Annotated in this window: 23 protein-coding genes; 7 read left to right on the top strand and 16 right to left on the bottom strand. The window is 59.5% G+C overall.

Annotation, left to right across the window (positions count from 1 at the left end; all coding sequences use genetic code 11):
• Positions 1-3: 3 nt before the first annotated feature.
• The 13 genes from tagH to tssA form a co-directional block, all read right to left on the bottom strand.
• Positions 4-1,200 carry a type VI secretion system-associated FHA domain protein TagH gene (gene tagH / locus FBY12_RS16760; RefSeq protein WP_092276063.1) on the bottom strand — a complete coding sequence of 399 codons (1,197 nt, stop codon included), beginning with the start codon at positions 1,198-1,200 and terminating at the stop codon, positions 4-6.
• Between the two features lie 17 nt (positions 1,201-1,217).
• Positions 1,218-1,358 (bottom strand): type VI secretion protein, encoded by a 141-nt coding sequence (locus FBY12_RS16765; protein WP_092276060.1) that lies wholly within the window; start codon positions 1,356-1,358, stop codon positions 1,218-1,220.
• Positions 1,359-1,670: 312 nt separating this feature from the next.
• Positions 1,671-3,194 (bottom strand): sigma-54-dependent Fis family transcriptional regulator, encoded by a 1,524-nt coding sequence (locus FBY12_RS16770; RefSeq protein WP_145254117.1) that lies wholly within the window; start codon positions 3,192-3,194, stop codon positions 1,671-1,673.
• A 10-nt stretch (positions 3,195-3,204) separates the two neighbouring features.
• The gene (gene tssH, locus FBY12_RS16775) at positions 3,205-5,859 is read right to left on the bottom strand and encodes a type VI secretion system ATPase TssH (protein WP_145254119.1); all 2,655 of its coding nucleotides are present in this window, start codon (positions 5,857-5,859) and stop codon (positions 3,205-3,207) included.
• Positions 5,860-5,872: 13 nt separating this feature from the next.
• On the bottom strand, positions 5,873-6,880 hold the full coding sequence (gene tssG / locus FBY12_RS16780; protein WP_101208411.1) for a type VI secretion system baseplate subunit TssG: 1,008 nt from the start codon (positions 6,878-6,880) through the stop codon (positions 5,873-5,875).
• Entirely contained in the window at positions 6,844-8,631 is a 1,788-nt protein-coding gene (gene tssF, locus FBY12_RS16785) for a type VI secretion system baseplate subunit TssF (RefSeq protein WP_092276045.1), read from the bottom strand. Before tssF ends, tssG begins: the two co-directional genes overlap by 37 nt.
• Positions 8,632-8,778: 147 nt before the next feature.
• The gene (locus FBY12_RS16790) at positions 8,779-9,096 is read right to left on the bottom strand and encodes a hypothetical protein (RefSeq protein ID WP_145254122.1); all 318 of its coding nucleotides are present in this window, start codon (positions 9,094-9,096) and stop codon (positions 8,779-8,781) included.
• Entirely contained in the window at positions 9,097-10,002 is a 906-nt protein-coding gene (locus FBY12_RS16795; protein ID WP_121732354.1) for a hypothetical protein, read from the bottom strand.
• A gap of 3 nt (positions 10,003-10,005) precedes the next feature.
• Positions 10,006-10,512, bottom strand: coding sequence for a PAAR domain-containing protein (locus FBY12_RS16800; RefSeq protein ID WP_121732355.1), 507 nt, complete (start codon positions 10,510-10,512; stop codon positions 10,006-10,008).
• 10 nt (positions 10,513-10,522) lie between these two features.
• Complete coding sequence (gene tssE, locus FBY12_RS16805) at positions 10,523-10,930, bottom strand: type VI secretion system baseplate subunit TssE (protein ID WP_092276026.1); 408 nt, start codon at positions 10,928-10,930, stop codon at positions 10,523-10,525.
• A 13-nt stretch (positions 10,931-10,943) separates the two neighbouring features.
• The gene (gene tssC / locus FBY12_RS16810) at positions 10,944-12,419 is read right to left on the bottom strand and encodes a type VI secretion system contractile sheath large subunit (RefSeq protein ID WP_092276023.1); all 1,476 of its coding nucleotides are present in this window, start codon (positions 12,417-12,419) and stop codon (positions 10,944-10,946) included.
• A 28-nt stretch (positions 12,420-12,447) separates the two neighbouring features.
• Entirely contained in the window at positions 12,448-12,951 is a 504-nt protein-coding gene (gene tssB / locus FBY12_RS16815) for a type VI secretion system contractile sheath small subunit (RefSeq protein ID WP_092276020.1), read from the bottom strand.
• A 32-nt stretch (positions 12,952-12,983) separates the two neighbouring features.
• Positions 12,984-14,540, bottom strand: coding sequence for a type VI secretion system protein TssA (tssA, locus tag FBY12_RS16820; protein ID WP_121732356.1), 1,557 nt, complete (start codon positions 14,538-14,540; stop codon positions 12,984-12,986).
• A gap of 713 nt (positions 14,541-15,253) precedes the next feature.
• Here tssA and tssI point away from each other — a divergent pair.
• Genes tssI through FBY12_RS16845 form a run of 5 tightly spaced genes read left to right on the top strand, consistent with a single transcriptional unit; the run spans position 15,254 to position 21,978 of the window.
• Entirely contained in the window at positions 15,254-17,272 is a 2,019-nt protein-coding gene (tssI, locus tag FBY12_RS16825) for a type VI secretion system tip protein VgrG (RefSeq protein ID WP_145254125.1), read from the top strand.
• Positions 17,269-18,117 carry a DUF4123 domain-containing protein gene (locus FBY12_RS16830; RefSeq protein WP_145254128.1) on the top strand — a complete coding sequence of 283 codons (849 nt, stop codon included), beginning with the start codon at positions 17,269-17,271 and terminating at the stop codon, positions 18,115-18,117. Before tssI ends, FBY12_RS16830 begins: the two co-directional genes overlap by 4 nt.
• On the top strand, positions 18,114-18,908 hold the full coding sequence (locus FBY12_RS16835; RefSeq protein WP_145254131.1) for a hypothetical protein: 795 nt from the start codon (positions 18,114-18,116) through the stop codon (positions 18,906-18,908). The genes FBY12_RS16830 and FBY12_RS16835 overlap by 4 nt, the downstream gene beginning before the upstream one ends.
• Before the next feature lie 41 nt (positions 18,909-18,949).
• On the top strand, positions 18,950-19,744 hold the full coding sequence (locus FBY12_RS16840; RefSeq protein WP_145254134.1) for a hypothetical protein: 795 nt from the start codon (positions 18,950-18,952) through the stop codon (positions 19,742-19,744).
• On the top strand, positions 19,741-21,978 hold the full coding sequence (locus FBY12_RS16845; protein ID WP_306092827.1) for a lipase family protein: 2,238 nt from the start codon (positions 19,741-19,743) through the stop codon (positions 21,976-21,978). The genes FBY12_RS16840 and FBY12_RS16845 overlap by 4 nt, the downstream gene beginning before the upstream one ends.
• A gap of 91 nt (positions 21,979-22,069) precedes the next feature.
• On the opposite strand, the gene FBY12_RS16850 is transcribed toward FBY12_RS16845, so the two are convergent.
• From FBY12_RS16850 to FBY12_RS16860, 3 genes are all read right to left on the bottom strand, one after another.
• Positions 22,070-22,345, bottom strand: coding sequence for an HU family DNA-binding protein (locus FBY12_RS16850; RefSeq protein ID WP_003213368.1), 276 nt, complete (start codon positions 22,343-22,345; stop codon positions 22,070-22,072).
• 192 nt (positions 22,346-22,537) lie between these two features.
• Positions 22,538-23,686 (bottom strand): NAD(P)/FAD-dependent oxidoreductase, encoded by a 1,149-nt coding sequence (locus tag FBY12_RS16855; protein ID WP_101208420.1) that lies wholly within the window; start codon positions 23,684-23,686, stop codon positions 22,538-22,540.
• Positions 23,687-23,706: 20 nt separating this feature from the next.
• The gene (locus FBY12_RS16860) at positions 23,707-23,874 is read right to left on the bottom strand and encodes a rubredoxin (protein WP_003437744.1); all 168 of its coding nucleotides are present in this window, start codon (positions 23,872-23,874) and stop codon (positions 23,707-23,709) included.
• Between the two features lie 200 nt (positions 23,875-24,074).
• Between FBY12_RS16860 and FBY12_RS16865 the strand changes: the two genes are divergently transcribed.
• A complete protein-coding gene (locus tag FBY12_RS16865) occupies positions 24,075-24,638 on the top strand; it encodes a chorismate lyase (protein WP_145254137.1) in 564 nt (187 codons plus the stop codon).
• Complete coding sequence (gene ubiA / locus FBY12_RS16870) at positions 24,638-25,528, top strand: 4-hydroxybenzoate octaprenyltransferase (RefSeq protein WP_145254140.1); 891 nt, start codon at positions 24,638-24,640, stop codon at positions 25,526-25,528. Before FBY12_RS16865 ends, ubiA begins: the two co-directional genes overlap by 1 nt.
• The last annotated feature ends 36 nt before the right edge of the window (positions 25,529-25,564 follow it).

Genomic DNA, 25,564 nt, shown 5'->3' on the forward strand with positions numbered 1-25,564 from the left:
GGATCATCCTTGGTGGTCGGTGTGAAGGGTGGAAATCAGGCGAATCTGTTCTTCGTAAGCCTGGGCGAAGTCGCGCGCCAACAGGCGTTCGCTCCAGTCATCGTCCTGGCGCAGGGCCTGGTGATAACGCCCGTAGGCTCTCCAGCGGCTGCCGGAAGTGGCCATCAGCGGCTTGTTGTCGCGCTCGAAACGCAAGGTCAGTTGCTCGGGCGAGAAGTGCTCCAGCGTGCCGCGAACGGCGGCGCGGCTGGCGGTCAGCAGCGCCACCTGGTGGGCTTGCAGGTCGCGGAACGAACGCGAGATCGCTTGCTCGGCCGGCAACTGGCCCGGTTTGTTCGGCTGCAACAGAATGCCCAGCGCTTCGCCGGCATCGACGGCAAATTTCAGCGGATTCTTGTTGTTGCCCTGAACGATGGTCTGCGCCAGACGCAGTTCGTTTTTCAGCTCGCTGCGGGTGCGCAGGCTCTGCTGCAAACCGCCGACGCTTTGCTTGAGCAGGCGCGCGGCGTTCAGTGCCAGGGCTTCGCGGGCGTCGTGGTCGAGGCCTTTGAGATCGACGCCCAACGCGGCGCCGAAGTGCTCCCAGAAACCTTCGCTCTGGCGCTCGACCGGTTTCGGCGCGGGTGCCGGAACCGGTTCGGCCGGGGCTTCGATCAGCTCCGGAACCATCAGGCTTTCCATGTCAATGCGCGCATAGTCGGCGCGTTGTCGGGTGTCTTCGGGCGCCGCGCGTGGCGAGATCAGCTCGTCGATTTCGGAGTAGACGCGCTCTTGCTGGTCGAGCGCATTCAGCGGATCGAGGTCGAGAAAGGCGTCGTCCGGAATGATGCTGCCCGCCGCTTGCGGGCGGCCGACTTCGACGTCGAACATCGCCGGGTCGCGCACCAGACGCGCGCGTATCTCGAAGTCACCCAGCACGTAAACGCTACCGTGCTCGATCTGCATCGCTTCGCCCTTGCGCAGGCGCGCGCCGCTGCCGCTGTCCTGGATCCCGTTGCTGCTGGTATCGGTCAGGTAAAACGTGCCCTCGCGGTAGCTGATCAGCGCGTGGTGGTTGGACAGGTGACGCTTGCGATCCGGAATTATCCAGTCGCAATCGTCGCCTCGGCCAATCACGCCGCCAGCCTGCTTGAAGGTCTTCTGGCACAAATCCGTGGGCACGAACTGCTTGGTGTTCAGCATTTCGAAAACCAGTTCCATGATGATGCTCCTTGCGGTCACTTGCCGCGATTGACCGCCTGCGGATCACCCAATGGGCGATAGGTGTTGTCGTTGAATTTGTAATTGCCGCTACAGCCGCCGAGGCCGCATAGAACGACGAGGGTCAACAGGACGGCTTGCCAGTGACGAACAGGCATCAGAGGGTCTCCAGAGGTAGATAAAGTACAAAGCGCCGACCCTTGCGGATGGCGCTGTTAGAAGCGAATAAGGTGGGTTTCAAGGCTCTGGTCAGGGACTTTGAGCCGGACGCCTGTGGCGAGGGGGCTTGTCGGAATGCCGCACCACCCCGTTGGGTCGCGAAGCGGCCCCAAAACTGGCTGCCGAGCGTCCTCAGGCAAACCGCGTTGACCGGATTGCGACTGCTGCGCAGCCGAACGGGGGCAAGCCCCCTCGCCACAGAGAACCTGCTCACCACAGGAATCGCGCTCACCTGAAGAATTTGTTTTGGGTTAACCATCGAAATCACCCAGGTTGATATTCAGGCGACCGAGGCGGTACAGCAGTGTCCGGCGTGGCAGGCCCAGTTCGCGGGCGGCGAGGGTCTGGTTGCCGTCGTTTTTGCGCAGGCAATCGAGCAGCAGACTGCGCTCGACCTGCTCCAGACGTTCGCGCAAGTTCAGGCCGCTGTTGTCTTCGGGCATGGCTTCCATGCGCAGCGAAAAGTGTTCGGCGAGCAACTCGCCGCCCTCGCACAACAGCACCGCGCGTTCGACCAGCCCTTTGAGTTCGCGCACGTTGCCGGGGAAGTTGTAGCCGGACAGATGATCCAGCGCCGCATCCGACCAGCGCACCGCATCGCGTTGCAGGAACGAGCAGGCCTTGTCGGCGAAGTGCCGGGCCAGGTCGAGGATGTCGCCCTCGCGCTGACGCAATGCCGGCAACTCGATCGGGAACTGCGCGAGGCGGTAATACAAGTCCTCGCGGAACTTGCCTTCGCTGACCAGCACCGCCAGGTCCCGGTGCGTCGCGGCGATGATGCGCACGTCGATCTTGTGCGTGTCGTTGGAGCCCAGCGGCCGAATCTCGCCTTCCTGCAAAACCCGCAACAACTTGGCTTGCAGCGACAACGGCATGTCGCCGATTTCGTCGAGCAACAAGGTCCCGCCATTGGCCGCATCGAACAGCCCGGCGCGGTCGCGGTCGGCGCCGGTGAAGGCGCCTTTGCGGTAGCCGAACAGTTCGCTTTCCAGCAGGTTTTCCGGAAACGCCGCGCAGTTCTGCACGATGAACGCTTGCGAACGACGCGGCCCGCAATCGTGGATCGCCCGCGCGACGACTTCCTTGCCGGTGCCGGTTTCGCCGCGCAGCAGCACGGTGTAAGGGCTGTGCAGGACTTTGCTGATCAGCGAACAGGTCTGGCGCATCGCCGCGCTTTTGCCGATCAAGCCGTAACCGCTGATGCTCGGCACGCTGCGAGTGACCGGCGTCGCCGCACTGGCGGGTTGCCGCAAACGTTGCAGCAATTGCAATTGGCCGAGCACGAACGAACCGAGTTGCCCGAGCGAATCGGCAAAACCCTGCAAATCGATGTGCCGGCGGCTGGCGCACAGCAGCAAGCCTTCAACGGCCTTCTTCTGCTGATTGAACAGCGGCACGCACAGCAGCGATTGCCATGGCGTCGCCTGACTCGGCAAAAACGTGGTTTCGTGCAGGCTGCCGCTCAATTCGCTGAGGCACACCACGCGGTTCTGGCACAGCGCAAATTGCAGCAGTTGCTCACCGTTGTAATCCGCCGGCAGGCTCGCCGATTCGCGCGGTTGCAGCACGCCGTCGAGGCACTCGGCGTTCATTCCAAGGCACGTGTGCGTGGCGTCCAGCAAGTACAACTGGGTCAGCTCGCAACCGCTGAGTTCGGCCAAACCGCACACGAAGTCACCCAGCAGCGCAGCACCGTCCGCCGCGCGCGACAGGCTGGCGAACTGCGCCAGCAAGGCTTCGGCGTAGGCCAGCGGTTGCGGCACTTGAGTGAACATCACACCCACCTCAGGCGAACTCGCAAATCACGCTGGCGTTGCCGTCGAGCGTCGCGTGCACGCGCTTGAGGCTTTCGCCGGTGGCCATCGCATCGAGCAAGCGGTCGGCCACCAGCGGCAGCACGTGCAGGTCGAGCAAATGGTCGATCAGACGCGCACCGCTGTCGCTTTGGGTGCAACGCTCGGCGAGGTGATCGACGAGGTTCTGGCACCAGCTGAATGCCAGTTGACGGCGATTCAGGCGCTCGCCCAGACGACCGAGTTTGATCTCGATCAGCTCGCGCAACACCGGGCCACCGACCGGGAAGTACGGGATCACGCGCATCCGCGCCAGCAACGCCGGTTTGAAGTGTTTGCTGAGCACCGGGCGAATGGTTTCTTCGAGCACTTCGGCGCTTGGCCGTTCGCCGTTTTCGCAGAGTTCGCTGATCAGGTCGCTGCCCAGGTTCGAGGTCATCAGGATCAACGTGTTGCGGAAGTCGATCTCGCGCCCTTCGCCGTCGTTGGCCACGCCTTTGTCGAAGATTTGGTAGAACAGGTTGAGCACGTCCGGGTCGGCTTTTTCGACTTCATCGAGCAGCACCACCGAGTACGGTTTCTGCCGCACTGCCTCGGTGAGCATGCCGCCCTCGCCGTAACCGACATAGCCCGGCGGCGCACCGATCAGGCGCGAGACGGTGTGCTTCTCCTGGAACTCGGACATGTTGATGGTGGTGATGAAACGATCACCGCCGTACAGCAGGTCCGCGAGAGCCAGCGCGGTTTCGGTTTTGCCGACGCCGCTCGGGCCGACCAGCAGGAACACGCCAACCGGCGCATCAGGCTTGTTCAGGCCGGCAGCGGTGGCGCGCATCGAGCGGTCCAGGGCGTGTACGGCTTGCTCCTGACCACGAATGCGCACGCGCAAATCGGTGGCGAAACTGGCGACTTTGGCGTTGTGCTCGCGGGCCAATTGCGCCAACGGCACGCCGGTCCAGGCGCTGATCACTTCGGCGACCAGACGCGGACACACTTCGAAGCTGACCAGACGGTCTTTGAGCTGCAAGTCGGTCAGGGCTTTGTGCGTTTCATTGAGCGCAGCTTCCAGCGACGCGACGCTTTGCGCTTCGTCGACCGGCACTTCGAGGGTTTCGATCACCGTGCCTTCGGCGTCTTCTTCAACCGTGACAGTCGGCTCGACGGCCGCAGCTTCACGCGCCTTTGCCAGTTGCTGGCGCAGGTCGAGCAGGCGCTCGGCGAGTTCTTTCTGTTCGGTCCACAGCGCTTCCAGCGCAACACTTTCGTCTTCGGCGGCAGCCAGGCGATCTTCCAGCGCTTCGAGCGCTTCGAGATCGATCAGCAAACCAGCCTCGGCATCGCGGCGCAGGGCCTGACGCTGACGGCCACCTTCAGCCAGTTCGCCGCGCAGGCGTTCGAGGCTTTCCGGGGCGGCGGCGAGGCTGATGCGCACGCGCGCGCACGCAGTATCGAGGACGTCGACGGCTTTGTCCGGCAGTTGCCGACCGGCGAGGTAGCGCGCGGACAGTTCGGCGGCGGCGACCACTGCGTCATCGCGCAGGTAGATGCCGTGGCTCTTTTCGTAGACCTGGGCCAAGCCGCGAAGGATGGTCACCGCTTCGCTGACGGTCGGTTCGTGCAACTGCACCGGTTGGAAACGCCGGGCCAGCGCCGGGTCTTTTTCGAAGTATTTCTTGTACTCCGCCCAAGTGGTCGCGGCGATGGTGCGCAATTCGCCACGCGCCAGGGCTGGCTTGAGCAAATTGGCCGCATCGGAGCCGCCGGCATTACCGCCAGCGCCGATCAGCGTGTGCGCTTCGTCGATGAAGATGATGATTGGTTTCGGCGAGGCTTTGACTTCGTCGATCACACCTTTGAGGCGACGTTCGAATTCACCTTTGACGCTGGCGCCGGCCTGCAACAGGCCCATGTCCAGCGACAGCAACTCGACACCTTTCAACACCTGCGGCACTTCACCGGCGGCGATGCGCGAGGCCAGACCTTCAACGATCGCAGTTTTACCGACGCCGGCCTCACCGACCACGATCGGGTTGTTTTTGCGCCGACGGGCGAGGATGTCGATCATCTGCCGAATCGCGCCATCGCGGCACAGCACCGGGTCGAGTTTGCCGTCGCGGGCCTGTTGGGTCAGGTTGTGGGTGAAGCGCTCGAGCAGCGATTCGCCCTGTGCGGCCGGTTTGCCATTGGCCGGTTGTTCTTTCTGCGACAGCGCGAATTCTTTCAGGCGCTCGATGTTCAGTTTCGCCAGCAATGCCTGGTAGCGGCTGCCGGCGTAGCGCATCGGGTTGCGCAGCAGCGCAAGGATCAGCGCGGCTTGCTCGACTTGGGTCTGGCCCAGTTCGAGGTTGGCCACCAGCAAGGCGTCTTGCAGCCATTGCACCAGTTCCGGGGCGAACACCGGGTTGCGCGAGGCGCTGTGCTCGACCCGCGATTGCAGGGCGGCGCTGAGTTCGCCGGCGTCGATTTCGGCATCTTGCAACGCGCGTGCGAGCAAGCCTTGCGGGCGCTCCAGCAGGCCCAGCAGCAAGTCTTCGACGAGGATTTTGCTGCCGCCACGGGCGACGCAGCGTTCGGCCGAGCTTTCGAGGTCACGACGGGTTTCGGCGTCCAGCGCCTGAATCAGTTGTTGCAGGTCTACGTTGCTCATTGGTCATCCGTCCTTAATGAATTTTGCTGCCCAGGGTCACCACGCCGTCCGCTTTTTCGCGGCCGAGCCAACTGGTCCATCCCAGGCGACAGGCGTTCTGCTCACCAATGCGCAGTTCGCGGATTTCTTCCTGGCGCAAGACCAGGCGAATGTCGTAATCGAGCGGGTCACGCAGGGTGAACCGCACCAGCGCGCACAGCGGCTGGTAGCCGAAACCGATCGGCAGGAATTCGTGAAAACGCAACCAGTCGAGCTCGCGGATGTGGATGCGGAATTTGCCGCTGCGATCACGCACGTGTTCGCCCAGCACCAGGTCTTCGCCGAGCATGCTGTTGGCACGTCCCAAACGATTGCGCTGCTCGTCGAGAATTTCCACGCGACGCTCGATGCACTGCTCGATGGTCAGTTCGGCGTGCTTGAAGTAGTAACGCAGCACCGCTTCGATCAGCGCCGCCGAGTGCGCGCGCAAGCTGAGCAGGCCGAGGTACGGCAGCAGGCGTTTCCAGTTGAGTTCCTTGGCTTTGCGGATCTCTTCGCCGCCCAGGCCGATCAGCGCAAACAGTTGCGCGGAGAACGGGTCGAGCGCGCCGCTTTCGAAACTGGCGCGATAGCGATACTTGCGCCAGATCGGCAGCATCAGCCGTTGCAGGCGATGGTGGAACAGGTCGAGAAAGTGTCGCGTCGGGTTGCCGTCCTCGCTGTCGCCCAAGGCTTGTTCGCCGTAGAACGCTGGCAGCGGCGAGCCGGAACCGACCAGGCCGATCAGGTTGAAACGCATGCGCGCGCGCAGTTGCCCGTGCTCGGTGAAAAACTCCACGCGATCGACGTCACTGCCGGGGAAACCGAGGCTCGGATTGGCCTGGAATTCCAGCTGATCGTACAGATCGTCCTGGCTCATGTGCGGGTGCGCGTCGCGCAATCGATCGACCACCAGCAGCACGGCCTGAAACAGCGAGTACTCGCGTATTCCTCGGGTCAGTCCGCTTAAAGCAGCGGCTGAAGGCCCATACGTGGTGTCCATTGGTACACCTCTCCCTGTGTGCTTTTTACGCGCAGCTCGTGGTACGAATTGAGACTGGCGTAAAGCGCGAAAAACTCGTTGAGAACTGAAGCGAAAACGAACAGGTCGCCCTCGCCGATATACCCTTCCGGGTCGATGGTCAGCTCGGTGCGCAACCCGCGTACCGGCAACCCTCGGTGCAATCTGTCGACGTGTTGATGCTTGATCGACTTGAGCCCGCCCAGCAGGCGCTTGCTGACTTTTTCAGCGTGTTGGTCGTAATAGCGCGGCAGGTCGTAGGTTTCGAGAATCACCTTCAACGCGTTGACGTCGGCCAGCGACAAATAGTTAAGCGACATGTTGCTGATCAGCTTCCACAGGAAGTCGCGGTTCAGCGGCGGCGCGTAACTCGGCGTGGCCGGGGTGATGTTGCGGAAACTGAGGAACTCCGGCGTCTCTTCGCACGCCTGGCTGATGTCGCCGAGCTTGAGCTTGCGCGGCAGGTTCTGGTTGGTGCACATCAGCTCGATCGACAGGGTTTCGTGCGCTTCGGTGTGGCGGATGCCGAAGCTCAGGTAGGTGTCGAGGCCGTCATGCAGCGACGACGAACGCTGGCGGATGCTGTAGTGCGGGCGGCTGTTGGGCACGTCGAAACTCGGGTCGTGCTCGAACGATTCGAACGGCACGTATTCCTGATAACCGAGGCCGCCAGGCTTCCATCCCGTGACGGTTTCCACGGAGAACACGCCGCAGTTTTCCAAGTCGTATTCGGCCGGCAGCAACAGGTATTCGTCCTGTTTGCCATCGAGGCGAATCGGCAGCGCATCGTGCTTGAACAGGTTGACGATCGGCGTGCAATAGAGCTTCACGTTGTCCAGCGTCGGGCGCAGGCGCTGGATGCCGCTCTTGCGAATATCGAAGCGCAATTCGAGCCCGCGCACTTGCTTGAGCGTGTCTTCCGGCAAGGCGTTGAGCAGGTCCAGACCGTTGACATCGACGAACAGGAATTTGTCCTGGAAGGCGAAATATTCTTGCAGGTAGCGGTAGCCGCGGAAGGTGTTGAGCGGGTACGGAATCAGCGCTTCTTCTTCGGCAAAACCTACCGGTTGCACACGGTCGCCGGGCATCTTGAACGCCATCGGTACACCGTTGACGCCATTGATCGGCTTGCCGGCGCCATCCAGCGGGATCAGTTCGATGCCTTGCAGATTGCGCAGCAGGCTCAAGTACAACATCTGGCTGATGTAGCGCTCGCCGGCGAAGTGCAGGCGCAAACGGCTCAGGTCGAGCTCGCCGAGGTGGCCGTCGGCGCTCATCTGCAGGCGCAGGCTCAACAGCGAACCATCGCCCTTCACCGAGTAATTCAGCGCGGCCAGATCCAGCGGCAAGACTTCGGTCGGGTAGCACGTGCGAAAGCGGCAACGCACGTCATCGATCGGCACGCTTTCAACCGGCGTGTCACGCTCGACCATCAACGCAGGACCCGAACGTTTCAGCGGATCAAACTGCAAAATGCTGAACGCCGGCAGCGGCCGCATGTAATTGGGCCACAGCAGGTGCATCAGCGAATGGCTGAGTTCCGGCAGCTCGTCATCGAGCTTTTGGCGCAGGCGGCCAGTCAGGAACGCAAAGCCTTCCAGCAACCGCTCCACGTCCGGATCCCGCCCGGCCTGACCGAGGAAAGGCGCCAACGCCGGGCTACGCTCGGCGAATCGACGACCTAACTGGCGAAGTGCGGTGAGTTCGCTTTGGTAGTAGTGGTTAAAGGACACGGGTTACCTGCCTGTTTTGTGAGCGAATTGGCCAACTGCTTTCACGAATACGACTTGTCTTGCCACCGAGCGGCATGTATTTCCCGTTTTCATCAGCCACGGCCCTTAAAATCAATAAGCTCGAATTTTTCTTTCGCTGAACCGCCTCTAAAACAGCTCACGGAATACCCACTTATTAAAACTATAAAGCGCGATGGACACTGCAATAGAAACCAGCAGCGCCGAATAGCCTGCTCGCAAACTTTTCTGTTTCAGAGATAAAGTTATGCCTTTGAGAAAGTAATAAAGAGCCACTCCCATCATGGGGATGAAAGATAGGGTGCAAAACAAAAATAGCCATTCATACCAGTCAGAGGGTAAAGAGAATTCTCCCCAACTTAAGTTGTTCGGTTGTTGCGTGCGCGGATGCGTAAAAGACATCAGCAACAAAAGCGCCGATACGATCAGGTAGAAGTATCGAATCACTTAGCGCAACCCCTTCGCATACAGAAGTTTGGCCAACTCTCGGCGTCTGGCTTTTCCCTGGGCGTTGTCGTCTGAATAATAAAAGTGCCCGCCGCCGTTCAGCATTTGCCTGCCCAACTCGACGGAAGCGCTCATCAGCTCTTCGTCTGAAATCCCCGCGTAAATGGGATCGCCTTTGTCCTTGAGATCGAGGATGGTGGTACTGCCGATATTCGGATGGGTGCTGACTGCGTCCCTAAGACTCTTGTTGATTGGGGCGCCGATCAGCACAAGGTGATCGACCTTGATGCCGGCACGGGCATGATAGATGGCACTGCGTGCTGCGATGACCGCCCCCCAGGAGTAACCCACGATATTGAACTGCCCGATTTTCGGAAGTGGCTTGGTTATCTGCAGTGCACTTAAAGGGAACTCTGTAGCTTTTATTTTTCTGACGTCGCGGCTAATTTTCAGTGCCATCAAATCACTGGTCGGTGTACACACAACATCTTTGTAGCTTCTGACTGTAATCCAACCAAACAAGTATTTCTTCTCAATATACTCGTTGCCGTATTCACACTTCTGCAGTTCTCCATACTCGAGAACAACCGGGTCTTTTTCGTCCTGATTGTAAAGCACTACCGAAGATGCATCGCTGAGCATGTCGGCGAAATCATGAACATATTTATCCAAACCAGTTACAAGAGAAGAATAGTTACCGTAAACCGCATTCAAAATGCCAGCCTCTTTGAATGCAGCAACCATGTCATCGTTATAAGCACCCACCATGCCCGCACCGCCAAGGAACACAGTGAGTCCATGCTCCACCGCAACGGGCTTTGGCCCAGGCTCCTTAGTCGGAGTACTTTGCATAGCGGCAACTTTCACAAAGTTTCCGCTAGCGGTAGTTTTGATATCAGCGCCCATTGATCAGTCTCTCGATGCAATGTAGATATCGATCTTCTCGGCCTGCTTGTGACGAGCCACCCGGTGAGTCAGACCCTGCTCATTGGTCACGCCTTCCTCTTGGGTGCCATCCTCCCGCACCAGCATGTAGCGGGAGTTGGCCATAGGCGCTCCGGACTTGTCGGTTAGCATGAACTGTTCGTCAAAGCCCGGTAACACCAACGGCAACGGCGCCACAAACGGCACCGGCGTATGTGAATTCCCGATAATCACCGTCCCGGATCCAGCGGTGACCTTGTTGCCATGCGCACCCACCGAACCCACGGTAGCGGCCGGTTTGCCGTTGATCAAAACGGTGGTCGCAAGGTCGCCGACCAACGCACCACCACACGCCGAGGCATCGCCTTGGCGGGCGGCCGCGAGGCCGTCGAAGAAGACGTCGCCGGAACCGGCGGCGATCGGGTTGGTGCTGTGACCGGGGAGCGGGCAAGCGGTGGGGTCGGTGACGCGTGCTGCGGGTTTACCAGCCATCGGGGTCTCCTTAGTTGACCTTCACTTGACCGCTGCCATCCAGGCGCGCGGCGAAACTGACCTGACGCTTGAAACCGTCAACTTCCAGCAGGCCTTCGATGCTGAAGGACAGGCGCAGTTGATCGTGGTCACGCGGCAGGGAAATGACACGCACATTGCTCAGGCGTGGCTCGTAGGCTTCGATGAAATTCTCGATCGCCAGACGGGCCTGACTCAGGGAGTCGTGCAGGCTCAGACGCATGTCATTGAGATCGGGCAACCCGTAATCGGACAGCGTTTGCACGCTGCCCGCACGGGTGCTGAGCATCTTGGCCAGATGGGCAGCCACGGACGCCATCGCGGAGACCTCGCGGCTCCAGCCGACGCGTTTCTGCGCGTCGCCACCCAGGCGTTCGAACAGGCTGCCGTATCCAGTCATGAGTTAGCTCCGTTTACTCTTTGTCCAGCTTGCCAACCAGCGACAGGGTGAAATCTGCACCCATGTACTTGAAGTGCGGGCGCACGTTCAGGCTGACGCGGTACCAGCCAGGCTCGCCTTCGACATCGCTGACGATGATCTGGGCAGCGCGCAGTGGACGACGGCCACGAACTTCGGCGCTTGGGTTTTCCTGGTCGGCCACGTACTGGCGGATCCACTTGTTGAGTTCCAGCTCGAGGTCGGTACGTTCTTTCCACGAACCGAGTTGCTCGCGCTGCAGCACTTTCAAGTAGTGAGCCAGGCGGTTGACGATCATCATGTACGGCAGTTGGGTGCCGAGCTTGTAGTTCAGTTCTGCAGCCTTGCCTTCTGCGCTGATGCCGAAGTTTTTCGGCTTCTGCACCGAGCTTGCGGAAAAGAACGCCGCGTTGTCGGAGCCTTTGCGCATGGTCAGGGAAATGAAGCCTTCCTCGGCCAGTTCGTATTCACGACGGTCGCTGACCAGGACTTCCGTAGGAATCTTGGTTTCGATTTCGCCCATGCTTTCGAAGTGGTGCAACGGCAGGTCTTCAACCGCGCCACCGCTCTGCGGGCCGATGATGTTCGGGCACCAGCGGAACTTGGCGAAACTGTCGGTCAGCTTGGTGCCGAACGCGTAGGCAGTGTTGCCCCACAGGTAGTGTTCGTGGCTGTTGGCGACGGTTTCTTTGTAGACGAACGATTTGACCGGGTTTTCTTCCGGATCGTACGGGTTGCGCAGCAGGAAACGCGGCACGGTCAGGCCAACGTAACGGGAGTCTTCCGACTCGCGGAAGCTCTGCCATTTGGCGAATTGCGGGCCTTCGAAGTGATCTTTCAGATCCTTCAGGTCCGGCAGACCGGTGAAGCTTTCCAGGCCGAAGAACTTCGGACCGGCCGCCGCAATGAACGGCGCGTGGGACATGCAGGCTACGCTGGACACGTACTGCATCAGTTTCACGTCCGGCGAGCTTGGGGACATGTAGTAGTTAGCGATGATCGCGCCAACTGGCTGACCACCGAACTGACCGTATTCAGCGGTGTAGATGTGCTTGTACAGACCAGCCTGCATCACTTCCGGCGAATCTTCGAAATCGTCCAGCAGGTCTTCTTTCGAGACGTTGAGGATTTCGATCTTGATGTTTTCGCGGAAGTTGGTGCGATCGACCAGCAACTGCAGGCCACGCCACGACGATTCCAGCGACTGGAAATCCGGGTGGTGGAGGATTTCGTCCATCTGGCGGCTGAGCTTGGCATCGATCTCGGCGATCATGCGGTCGACCATGGCCTTCTTGACCGGCTCGCCGTTGTTCTGCGGCTTGAGCAGCTCTTCGATGAACGCCGACACGCCGCGCTTGGCGATGTCGTAGGCTTCGTCGTCCGGCGTCAGGCGGGTTTCGGCGATGATGCTGTCGAGAATGCTGTATTCGCCATTCTCTTTGCTCTTTTGCTGTGCTGCGCTAGTGCTCATTGTGTTGGCTTCCTTGGCTGATAGGGAATCAGGCGTCCTGGGCTGCGGCGTTCAGACCCAGCTCACCCAGTACACGACCGCGGGATTCGTCGTCGGCGAGAACGCCTTCGATAGCTTTGCGGAACGCAGGCGCATTACCCAGCGGGCCTTTGAGGGCCACCAGCGCATCGCGCAGTTCCATCAGTTTTTTCAGCTCAGGCACTTGCTCGACCAGGCTGGCCGGGTTGAAGTCCTTCATCGAGTTGACGCGCAATTGCACGCCCAGCTCTTCCGTGCTGCCTTCTTCCTGAAGACGGTTCGGCACGCTCAACGACAAGCTCAGCTCTTGCTTGGCGAGCACTTCGTCGAAGGTCGTCTTGTCGATGCTGATCGGCTTGCGATCTTCGACTTTGCGTTCGTCCTTGCGGTGGGTGTAGTCACCGATTGCCAGCAGTTTCAGCGGCAGTTCGATCTCTTCATTAGCACCGCCGGTCGCGGGTTTGAAGGTGACGTTGATGCGTTCCTTGGGGGCTACCGAGCCTTCTTTGGCCATGGCTTTTCTCCTTGCGGTTGTGGCCCTGGGGCCTATTCGAGTACCACTTCGAGATCGAGGTGGCACAGCCTGCGATAAATCTCTTCCTTGCGTTCACGTACGGCATGGTTCTGCGGCAGCAACTCGCAGCAGCTATGCAGCAAATGCAGCACTTCCAGCGCAAGATCGGGCTCCCAGGCACTCAGGCCTGAGTCCTGTAATGTTTGGTCGAGGGTTTCGAGTTGGGTCTTGGCCAGTTCGTATTTCTTGGCCATGAAGCACAGCCGCGCGAGGGCGAACTGCCAGAAGAACCGCACGCGCCCGCCGTGAGCGCTTTGCAGGCCTTGCTTGAGGATTTGCACGGCAGCCTTGAGGCCGTCCTTGCGCAGGATCGGCAAGACTTCTTCGAGCGCCACTTCCCAGGCGGGCTGGCTGTCGGCAACTTCGACTTTGCGCGGCGCACTGTTGGTTTGCAGGTGCGGCATGACGTGCGCGGCGACCCAGGCGCGGGTGGCCGGGTCGGCGAACGGCGCGCCGTCATGGAAACGCAATTCGATGATGCCGGGCAGTCGCTGAATCAAAAGCGCGAAGTGGATTTCCACTTCGCGCATAGCCATCTCGGCGTTCAGCCCCTGAAGGCATTCCCAGACCATTCGCTGGCCATCGAACCAGAACGGCGCCTTCGCAAGGCTGGCCTCCAGTTCCACCAACAGGTCTGCGTACTTGGCTTGATCGAAACGATCCTGATAGGCCTTGAGCTTGTCCGCCGGCAAGCCGCGCAACATGGTGATCTGCTCGGCATTGCGTTCGGGCACCGCGTCGATGGGCAACCACAGCAGCGTGCGGTTGAGGCGCAAGGCGCGCAGGTCGGTGGCCTTCTGCTTGAGCCACCAGGCACACAGCGGACGGGCATTTTCCTGCTGCGCGCGCAGGGCTTTATGCGCTTCTTTTTCGTTGTCGATCGGCGCGCCGGGCGTAAACAGCTGCGTCGCGGCCTGCTTGACCTGGGCCACGGCGGCCCCGACCACGCCGGGCTCCGGCTGGTTGTCAGCGGCGCGTTGCACCATGTTTTTCAGGCGGCGGGAGATCGGCAGCAGCAGCGGCGCGTCATCGCCCAAGTGCTCGGTGCACGCAGCGTCGAGGCCTTCGAGGTGTTCCACCATCCGGCGGAACATCGGCAACTGCTCTTTGATCGCAACGTTTTCGGTCAGCACCTGCTCAAGACGCGGCACCAACCAACTGATGGCCGCGGAGCGAGTGCGAGCCTTGATCGGATGGACTTCAGCCCAGTGGTTTTCCGACAGATGGTGCAGCAAACCGAGGCCGGCGAGCAGTCCCTGGAAGGATTCGCGCTGGTACAACGCCCAGGTCAGCCAGGCGCCGACACGCAAATCCTTGGACTGGGTACGCAGCAGGTTTTCACTGTTTTCGCGGATTTTCAGCCAGTCGATCTGCCCGGCTTCGTGCATCGACTGGGCCTTGGCCAGCTCGCTTTCCAACGCCTCGTATTCGCTTGAAAAGCGAACGTCCTCGCCCGCGAAATTCTCTTTGGAAACAGAGGCTTTAGCGAGTTCAAGATAATGGGCGGAAAGTTTGCTTGAGTAGGACATCCATGGCCTTTAGTTAGGATTACGGTCACACGCCAATTGAATGCAACGGCGGCGGACAGTATCAAAGAGCTGCGAGGTCCTCATCCAATTGAGTTCGCGCTCTTTCAAGTGGGCGCATCGTAATCACAATGATGGCCACTAGCAAGCATCCGATCAAACAACAAGACGAACAGTTCTGTGATTCTTGTAGGAGATAACCCTACATGTGTAAGGGAATCCCTCTGATGGCAATCTAATGCCCTGTTTAGGGGGCTTCAGCACTCTTTTGGCAGCTTTCAGAGCAATCACTCCAAATACTCGAAACCTTTGTCCGCTGAGTTCTCCCGGCGGAAACGGATAATGACAAAAATCACCGAAGATAAATGTAGGATCCGTCCTAAAAGTTATCGCGATCTGACTTCAATTTTATGAAGGACCGTCAGCAAACAAAAAAGTGCCATTAAAATAGTGGCATCTTTCGTTTCGTCATTAATCAATTGCGCCTTGAGCGATTTGATATCTCAGATCACGACCAAACTGCAGCCTGTTATTGGCCAGAATCCCTTCTGTTAAAACCGCCGAATTTAATCCCGGAACACTCTGACCGATGTCTAGGACCCCTCCTACATTTTCTTGTTTGTCGAGTTGATAGCGTGGCCTGAAACTCTCGTGATCGCAGACCAAGGACGGTTTGGGCATCGCGCGCTATCTCATTCCTGCTTAAGGACAAGCGTATGTCTCGACCGGCCAATACGGCGCATTTCACCCTCCACATCCCTACTGTCCACAACGATTTCAAGGTGTTGGCATTCGACGGCACGGAAGCCGTCAGCAGTTTGTACGGCATTCACGTCGAGCTGATCAGCGAAAACCACGATTTCGACTTGGAGAGCCTGCTCGGTCAGCCTGCATTTTTGCAGTTCGGCCTTGAAGGCGAAGGCATCCACGGTCGCATCGAAGAGGTCGTGATGGGGGAAACGGGCAAACGCCTGACGCGCTATCACCTGACGCTGGTGCCCGGGCTGCATTATTTGCAATTCAGCCACCACCAGCGGATTTTCCAGAATCTGACGGTGCCGCAAATCATCGCTCAAGTGCTCGAGAGGCACGGCATTCAAACCGATGCGTTTGCCTTCCATGTCAGTGCCGCTGCCCCGCGCGAATACTGCACGCAGTACGCAGAAAATGATTTCGAGTTCATTCAGCGCCTGTGTGCCGAGGACGGTATCGCCTGGCATCACCAGCATTCGCTCGAGGGTCACCTGCTGGTGTTCACCGATGACCAGACCTACTTCCGCAAATTGGGCGCAACCCCCTATCAGCAGGATTGCGGCATGGTCACGGAGCATCCGGTGGTCAGCGGTTTTTCCATGCGCTTCAGCACGCGCACCAGCACCGTGACGCGCCGCGACTACGACATGCAGCGGCCCAGCCTGTTACTGCAGAGCAGCTTCACTGCCGAGTTCAGCCCAGAGCTGGAGGATTATCGCTACCCGCTGAAGCTCGACAATGAAAAACGCGGCAAGCAACTGGCTCGACAAGCCCTCGAGCGGCATCGTTTCGACTACCAAATCGCCGAGGGCCGCAGCGACCAGCCGTGCCTGCGCAGCGGTCACTTTTTCGACCTGACCGGGCACCCGCGCAAAACCTGCAATGACCTGTGGCTGTTATTAAGCGTTACGCACACTGGCCGCCAGCCCCAGGCACTCGAAGAGACGCTGACCGGCGACGTGAAACCTGAGGACGGTTTCACTCAGGGTTATCGCAACAGCTTCAGCGCGATTCCGTGGGACATGTTTTACCGACCACGGATGTGCAGCCGAAAAACCTTGCTGGTGACCCAGACTGCACGCGTCACCGGACCTGCCGGCGAAGAGATCTACTGCGATGAATTCGGCCGCGTCAAAGTCGAATTTCACTGGGACCGCGCCGAGCTCGACAGCGAGCGCAGCAGTTGCTGGCTACGCGTCGTGTCCAATTGGGCGGGGGAAGGTTTCGGCTCAGTGACAATTCCGCGCGTCGGCATGGAAGTCGTGGTCACCTACCTCGAAGGCGATCCCGACCAACCGCTGATTACCGGTTGTGTGGCCAACAAAGTCACGTCCGTGCCATACACCTTGCCCGAGCATAAGAGCAGAACCGTGCTGCGCAGCAACAGCTCGCCGCATACCGGCGGCTACAACGAGCTGTCGATTGAAGACCGCGCCGGGCAGGAGCAAATCTACCTGCGCGCCGAACGCGATCTCGAACAATTGATCCTCCACGACAGCAACACCCGGATTGGCCACGACCGGCGGCACCAGGTCAGTTGCAATAGCCTCAGCCTGATCGAAGGCGACGAGGTGCACACCACGCGAGGCATGCGTGAAACCGTGATCGGCGGCAATGAGTTGCTGAGCATCACCGGCAACAGCAGCACCTCGGCGGGCGGCACGCTGGTGATTCAGGCGGGTGCGCAGGCCAGCCTCAATGCCGCCAATATCGTGATCGATGCAGGCGCGAGCCTGACGTTGATGGCTGGTGGTCATCACTTGCTGATTACCGCCGCCGGGATTTTCAGCAGCGTCGACATCGTGCAGGGCGGATCGCCCGCGGCGGGTCTGCTGCCGTCCGCCGCGATGGCTGGCGCCGCGCAACCCGTCATCGGCACAGTGCGCTCCATCGTCGCCGCCGCCCGCCAGCATGCTGCGGATTTCTGCCCGCTCTGCGAAGCCTGCCTCGATGGGCAATGCAGCATGGGGGCGACCGTATGATCCTTGCTGAACAGTGGTTGCGTGCGCATTCCGATCAGGGTCATTGCCTTTATCTGATGCTGGACTGCGATGGCCAACTCGATGCGCGCGACGCGTTGCTCAAAGGCCTGACAGCCGATCAATACCGTAGCGTCTACATCGGCACAGCGGCCAGTTCGCAGGCAGCCGACGGGCCGTACATTTTTCGACTCGACAGGGCTGATCATCCGATCCTCAAAACGCTGCTCGAAACGCCTGAACTGCATTGGGGTTGGCTCGCGGCCAGCACCGACGATGACATCGCGACTATAAGCCGGCATTGGAGCGCACGGTTGATCAGTGGTGAGCGACCGAATCAGGCGCTCTATCGCTTTCACGATAACCGCGTGCTCGGACGCGCCCTGGCGCATTTGCAACCCGAGCAATATCCAACATATCTCGGCCCGCTGGACAGCGTGTGCTACTGGCACGATGACCAGTGGATGATCACCAACAACCCCGATCCCGGCGCGCAGCCGCTGCCGGCCGAGCCACCGTGGCTGGCCATTCCCACCCCGCAAGCGACCTACGCGAGCGTGCAATTCGATAACGTTCACCGCTATCTGATGGCCGAGCACACGGACGCTTTTGCCAGGATTGCGCAGCACCAGGACGTCAATGCATGGCTGCGCAACCTGCTGGACCTCGCCCATGCCTGGGGCTGGCGCGAACCTGAACACCTGCACTTCTTGCTGATGCAAACGTTGCACGCGCCGGATTTTTCCCTTCCCACGTCCTGGAGCCCTCAGCCTGAGGAAACTCCGACCACTCACTTCGAGCGCCTGTATCAGGAAGCGCGTTACTGGCAGGGAGATGCCGCCTTATGAAAGACATGATTCAACACATGGTCGTCGGCTGTAGTTTGGCTGTCATCGCAGGCTGCTCGGCTATCGAGAAAACCGACAGCTTCACCCTCACCGCCGACCTGCCGCCCAACTTTGCGTACGTTGCCACGGTTTATTACAAACCGGCTGTTGGGCAGACGTGCACTGTGCCGGCAAAGGAAAACAAGGCTGACGTCTTCAACCGCGAGTGGCGTACCGAGTACCAACCCAATTCGCAGATCAAGCTCTACCAGACAGTCAATGGCTGTCTGCTCGCGTTGAGCAGCATAGGGCTGGACATTAATGCGACCTACGGAAAGGACCGAGGGGATTTTGGCGGGGATTTCGGCGCGATTCTCGTGGGTCAGCGGCCTAATGAGCGATACAGAGGAACCTTCAATGCGTCGGGCGAGAGTGAGTTTTTCGGAGAGTGTCAGTGGTTGTTTCGCACAATCGGCCCTAGGCGATATATCACGAAACTTCTCGACTGCCGCAACACCGATGCACAAGACGTTCCGTTCGGCCCCAAACCCCTTGTTACGTACACCTTGGACGAATTGGCGCACAAAACTGTTCGATTGAAGATCAAGTTGGTCGAAGAAGAGAAACCCTCGATCGGTGACACCTGGGTCAAGGTACCTGGCGGCTGGAAGCGATGCATGGGTGAAAACTTCGAAGATGGGTATGCGTTTTGTTACGGCAACCATAAGAACTTCAGCACCTTCCGCATGCCGGATGGCCGCAGCTGCACCATATATCCCGGCTGCACAGAAAACTTAGAGGCAAAGCCATGACCCTTCAAAGAAACTTATATGGAGGGGAGTACGCCGCCTCTATGAAGCGCCCCATTCAAGCCTTGGTACTCAGCGGTTGTTTAGCAGTCATCGCAGGCTGCTCGGCAATCGAGAAAACCGACAGCTTCACCCTTGCCGCCGACCTGCCGCCCAACTTTGCGTACGTTGCCACGGTGCGTTACAAACCGGCTGTTGGGCAGACGTGCACTGTGCCGGCAAAGGAAAACAAGGCTGACGTCTTCAACCGCGAGTGGCGTACCGAGTACCAACCCAATTCGCAGATCAAGCTCTACCAGACAGTCAATGGCTGTCTGCTCGCGTTGAGCAGCATTAGGGTGGACATCAATGCGACCTACGGAAAAGACCGAGGGGATGTTGGGGGGGATTTCGGCGCGATTCTCGTGGGTCAACAGCCTAATGAGCGATACAGAGGCACCTTCAATGCGTCGGGCGAGAGCGAGTTTTTCGGGAGGTGTCAGTGGACGTTCCGCACCGCCGGCGGGTTGCGGCGAATTGTGAAACTTCTCAACTGCCGCAATACCGACGCACAAGACGTTCCATTTGGCCCCAAACCCCTTGTGACATACAACTGGAGTGAACTGGCAGGCAAAACTGTACGTTTGAAGATCAAATTGGCCAAGGAAGAGAAACCCTCAACCGGCGACACTTGGGTAAAGGTACCAGGTGGCTGGAAGCGCTGCATGGGCGACAACTTTGAAGATCGATACGGCTTTTGCTACGGCAACTATAAGGACTTCAGCACCTTTCGCATGCCGGATGGCCGCATCTGCACCATTTATCCCGGCTGCACAGAAAGCACGGAGGTGAAGCCGTGAAGCCAAACTCGATACCAGAGCACGATAAACCGTTCATGGGTGGCGACATCCATGCGTGTCCAAAGCGTGGCCATTCAACCAGTTTTCAATTGGTGGATGAATTCGGGGACGGCAAACCCTATGCCGGGCTGGCCTATGAAGTCGTCGATTACGAAGACACCCTTCACACCGGCAGGCTCAATTCCACCGGCTCCGGCAAGGTAGATAATCACTATCGAGGTGCGCTGATCCTCAAGATCAATCAAGCGTACAAAGGGGGTGAGAAAAGCTATTCGCTCTTGCAAGAGAGAGAGCACTACCCCCTGCCCATCACCGAACTTCAAGTGCGCGCCGAGAAAACCCGATTCTTCGATAAAAGCGGCGCACGCACGCGAAACAGCCATGCAAAAGAACCCACCGATTTCTACTGCCAAGTGGAAGTCAGCGAGCTGGTTGAACAGGTGGCGCATTTACCGCCCTTATCCAAGCGTAACTTCGAGCCCGCCAACCACGTGCTGTTCATGATGCGCCAGCAATCGATATGTGCGAGGGGCGAGTCGGGCACCGACCAGAAAACAGCCAGACGTTTCGGCGTCGGACTCTTGCCCAACCGACACCATGTGCTCGAAGTACGCCCTCTGCGGTCATTACGTCCAGTGCTCTCTACTGCCAACGAGTTCTGCGCGCTGAACCTTTATCAACTGGCGCTGATGTCGACCCTGAGTTACACACCGTTCGGTCAGGATCCTGACGAGCAGCCGGTAACGGCAATGAAGGTCGCTTTTCCTACAAAGCCCACCAGCGGCAACTGGTTCGGCGACGCACTGGCGACCGGAGAGGAAATTTGGCAGGTGGACGCGGGACAAAATACTGAAAAGCCGTTTTATCCGCTGTATGAAGACGTTCCGTATTCCAAACGTCTGGAGATTATTCCGTTCGATCCTGAGTACTACCCGCGAGCGAATGCCCACGGTTTAGGAGATGAGCAGGAAAATCCCGCCAATGTTCACTTTCTCGACGACAGCAAGGAAAAAGGAGGAACCGATACCCAAGCCTTCATCACCCATCACGACGAGCTGATTTTAATCGCCGTCCGCGGCACCAATGATCATCCATGGGACCTGCTGCGTGATATCGACGCGCATCAAGTACCTTTTGCAGAGGGAGTTGGGCAAGCACATCGAGGTTTCTATGAAGCCGCTAAAGTCGTCTATAGGTTCACCACCAAATACCTCGATAAATTCCATTCCAACCAAAAACTCATCATCACCGGCCACAGCCTCGGCGGTGCCATCGCGTTGCTTCTCGCCGAAATGCTCCGCCGCCGACCAGGTTTCTCTTACGACATCCTCCTCTACACCTACGGCGCCCCCCGCGCCGCGGACCAAACCTTCGTCGATGGCGCCAGCGCCCTCACCCACCACCGCATGGTCAACCACAACGACCCGATCCCCAGCGTGCCCGGCACGCAAATGGATACCAAACCGGCAGTGATGGGCGCCGGCCTTGCGGTCGGCTTCGCCAACGCGCCACTCGGCGTTTCGGTGTTCTTCGCGGGGGTAAGCAATTTGAGCGGTGAGGCGTTCGCCCACCACGGCGAGCTGCATCACTTCATGCCCGTGAGGTTCGAGAATGGCGATCAGGCTGCAATCCTCTGGCAGCCGGGCTGCGAGAGCATTAACCAACGCGCTTGTAATGAACTGCTTCAGCAGAAAAACGGTTTACCGAAACATCGGGCTTTTGAACCGAGCGTTTACATACTCAATCACCTGATGGTCGGCGGTTATATCCCCAGCAGTTGGGCAACGCTGCGCCGCTGGCAGGAATCGCACGAATACAAGCGGCCGATCGTCACCAGTCGCGAGTTCAAATGGGTGAGCGACGCCATTCAGAGCATGATCAACCAGTTGGAAAAATCCTCCCGCGAGGCTCGTCCCGATGCTTATCGGCGTGCCCATCAAGGCGCAATTGACGCCATCATCGCGGAAAAGGGCAACCTGCAGGTCACCCGAGATCGTCTGGCGACGCTGCGCAAGGTCGCCAGTAGCGCCGATGTTTACGGGCTCCTGGCAACAAACCCGCAGTTACTCGCCGATACCTTGAATCGCTGGAAGGAAAATCTCGCGAACACCGCCGCCGAACAACTGGCAAGAACTCCGCCCGCCGTCGAGGACAACGAACAGGTCATTGCTGCCCTGACCGGTGGGCACGCAGTCGGTACGCCATTTCATCTGGATATCGATTCGATCATGTGAAGCCGCCGCGCATAAAAAATGGGCCTGCGACTTGGTCGTCAGGCCCATCTTTCAATACGGTTCTCCCCGTGATTCAGGGAGCTCGCCGCAGTTATGGATTTACGCTGTCTTTCAACGATTTGCCGGGCTTGAACGCGACGGTGTTGCTGGCCTTGATTTTGACTGGCTCACCGGTTTGCGGGTTTTTGCCGGTGCGGGCGCCGCGGTGGCGTTGCAGGAAAGTACCGAAGCCTACCAGCGTGACGCTGTCCTTGCGGTGCAGAGCGCCGGTGATTTCTTCGAGAACGGCGTTGAGAACGCGGTTCGCCTGCTCTTTGGTGAGGTCTGCTTTTTCCGCGATTGCAGCGGCGAGTTCTGGTTTACGCATTAGTGAAGCCCCTTTGACGGTTTTTTGTTGTTATGTCCGTGCTGTTCTCGTTGGAACAGCGCCCAAGGCGCCGCAGGTGCTCTACTCTGCGGCAGACGGGAGTGAGGATGGCACGCAGCGAAGAGCCGCGCCAGTCTCGGCGCGACCTTTGTAGGGGCAAAAGCGGGGTGATTCCGACAGAACGACCAGTATTTACGCCAGCAGGGCCGGAAGCTCTTTGTTCAACGCGAGTTTTTCCGTCACCGCCGCGCCTGTCAGGGCGTATCCGAGCAGTTTGCCCGAGGCATCGCGGCACAACGCCTTGATGTCGGCGCCCTGCCCTTCGACGGTCCAGACGCCTTCGGTACCACGCGGTGGCGGCGAAACCACCAACGGGCAAACCGGCGTTTTCACGGTGATCGGCATGGCGCCATAGCTGACGGCGGTCGGGTTTCCGGCCAACGTCTGCGCCAGCGCTCTCGCACAGCTCATGAGGGGCATCACGTACAACAAATTCAGCCCATCGACCTCGGCGCAATCGCCCAAGGCGTAAATATTGGCGTGGGACGTCTTCAAGTGCCGGTCGACCATCACGCCGCGATTGACTTGAACGCCCGCAGCCGCCGCCAGATCGATGCGCGGGCGCAGGCCGATCGCTGACACCACCACATCGCAGGCAATGACCTGGCCGTCGGACAGATGCGCTTCGAGGCCATCGGCCGAACGCTGCAGACGATTGAGCACCGGCCCGAGATGGAAACGCGCGCCGAGGCTTTCCAGGCCCGCCTGCACCGCAGCGGCCGCCGCCGGGTGCAGCAACGTCGGCATCACTTGTTCGCACGGCGCGACCAGTTGTACCTCGTAACCGCCGAGGATCAAATCGTTGGCGAACTCGCAACCAATCAGGCCGGCGCCCAACACCAGGACCCGGCGCTTGCCGACTGCTGCCGCGCGAAAACGTGCGTAATCTTCCAGATCGTTGATCGGGAACACCGCGTCCGCACCATCACCTTCAATCGGCACACGCACGGTTTCCGCGCCCCAGGCAAGGATAAGGTCCCGGTAGATCACCGATTCCTCGCCGATCCACAGGCGTTTGTGGCCGGGGTCGATGCCGCTGATGCGCGTGTGGGTGCGCACTTCGGCTTTCAACTGTTCAGCCATGGCGCCCGGTTCGGACATGCTCAAACCATCGGCGTCCTTGTTTTTGCCGAAACCGGTGGAGAGCATTGGCTTGGAGTAGGAACGCCCGTCATCGGCAGTAATCAGCAGCAGCGGGGTTTCGCCATCGAGTTTGCGAAACTCCCGAGCCAGGTTGTAGCCAGCCAGGCCGGTACCGATGATCACGACAGGTGCGTTCATTCCCAACTCCATTTTTTGTCTTAGTTGATTTCGATCATTTCGAAATCCATCTTGCCGACGCCGCAGTCCGGGCACAGCCAGTCTTCCGGCACGTCTTGCCACAGAGTACCCGGCGCAATGCCGTCATCCGGCCAGCCGTCGGCTTCGTTATAGATCAGGCCGCAGACAATACATTGCCACTTTTTCATTCAGTCATTTCCTCAGGATTCAGGCTTTGGCTGGCGCGAACGGTCGATGGGTGCAGCGTTGCCGTCCGGCTCAGGGCGTTTTGTACTGATCGGACCCGGCAGATGCAAGCGCGTTCGATGCAACAGCCGGCCGGCTCAATCTAAATCGCCGGCCGACATGGTAAGCTCGCCGCCTCATTTGCTGCCAATAATGACTCACTGTGCCGCACTCAAAATCCCCCTGCCCGACCCCGCCCTGGCTCTCGCAAAGCCAGTTGGCGCCCCGCCCCGACGCCGCTGTGCTGGACTGGTTGTTCGATCAAGGTTCGCTAACGCGACGGTTGACCCGTTTGTCGAATGATCGCTTCAGCGTCACGCCGCTGTTCGAAGGCTGGCAAACCCTGCGCGCCGACGAATGCGCGGCGCTGGAACTTGCCGAAGGCAGCGAAGGCTGGGTGCGCGAGGTGTATTTGCGCGGGCATGGCGAGGCCTGGGTGTTCGCCCGCAGCGTCGCCTCGCGCAGCGCGCTGCAGGGCGACGGCTTGCACATGGATGAACTGGGCAGCCGCTCGTTGGGCGAGTTGCTGTTTTGCGACCAGGCGTTTCAGCGTCAGGCCATCGAGGTTTGTCACTATCCTCAGGAATGGCTGCCGCTGGAGGCGCGGACACCCGAGTTGTGGGGCCGCCGCTCGCGTTTCGACCGGGGCGCGCTGAGCGTGCTGGTGGCCGAGATTTTCCTGCCGACCTTGTGGCTCGCCGCGCGCGCACATCCGGAGAATTGCTGATGTACACCCGCCTGCTCAAATCGCTGAATCGCTTCAATCCGCGGGCCTGGGATTTAATTCAGCTGACCCGAATGGACAAGCCGATCGGCATTTATCTGCTGCTGTGGCCGACGCTGTGGGCGCTGTGGATTGCCGGCAAGGGATCGCCGTCGCTGGCCAACATTGTGATTTTTGTCCTCGGCGTGGTGCTGACCCGCGCCGGCGGCTGCGTGATCAATGACTGGGCCGACCGTAAAGTCGACGGCCATGTGAAACGCACCGAGCAGCGGCCATTGGTCAGCGGCAAAATCAGCTCCAGGGAAGCGCTGGTATTTTTTGCCGTGCTGATGGGCGTGAGTTTTCTGCTGGTGTTGTGCACCAATGCGACGACGATCTGGCTGTCGCTGGGCGGTCTGGCGCTGGCGTTCACTTACCCGTTCATGAAGCGTTACACCTACTACCCGCAAGTGGTGCTGGGCGCGGCGTTTTCCTGGGGCATGCCGATGGCGTTCACCGCCGAAACCGGCGACTTGCCGGCCGCCGCGTGGTTGCTGTACATCGCCAATCTGCTGTGGACGGTGGGCTACGACACGTACTACGCGATGACCGATCGCGACGATGATTTGCGCATCGGGGTGAAATCCACGGCAATTCTGTTTGGCGAGGCTGACCGGGTCATCATTCTGACGTTGCAGGGTCTGGCGTTGGGTTGCCTGTTGCTGGCCGGCTCGAAATTCGAGCTCGGTGGCTGGTTCCACCTCGGGTTACTGGCGGCGGCGGGATGTTTCGTCTGGGAATTCTGGTACACCCGCAGCAAGGAACGGATGCGCTGCTTCAAGGCGTTTTTGCACAACCACTGGGCCGGGTTGGCGATTTTTGTCGGGATCGTGCTGGATTACGCGCTGCGTTAAGCCACAAGACATGTGGGAGCGAGCAAGCCCGCTCCT

Origin of the sequence: Pseudomonas sp. SJZ131, from assembly GCF_007828705.1 — a bacterium.
Taxonomy (GTDB): domain Bacteria; phylum Pseudomonadota; class Gammaproteobacteria; order Pseudomonadales; family Pseudomonadaceae; genus Aquipseudomonas; species Aquipseudomonas prosekii.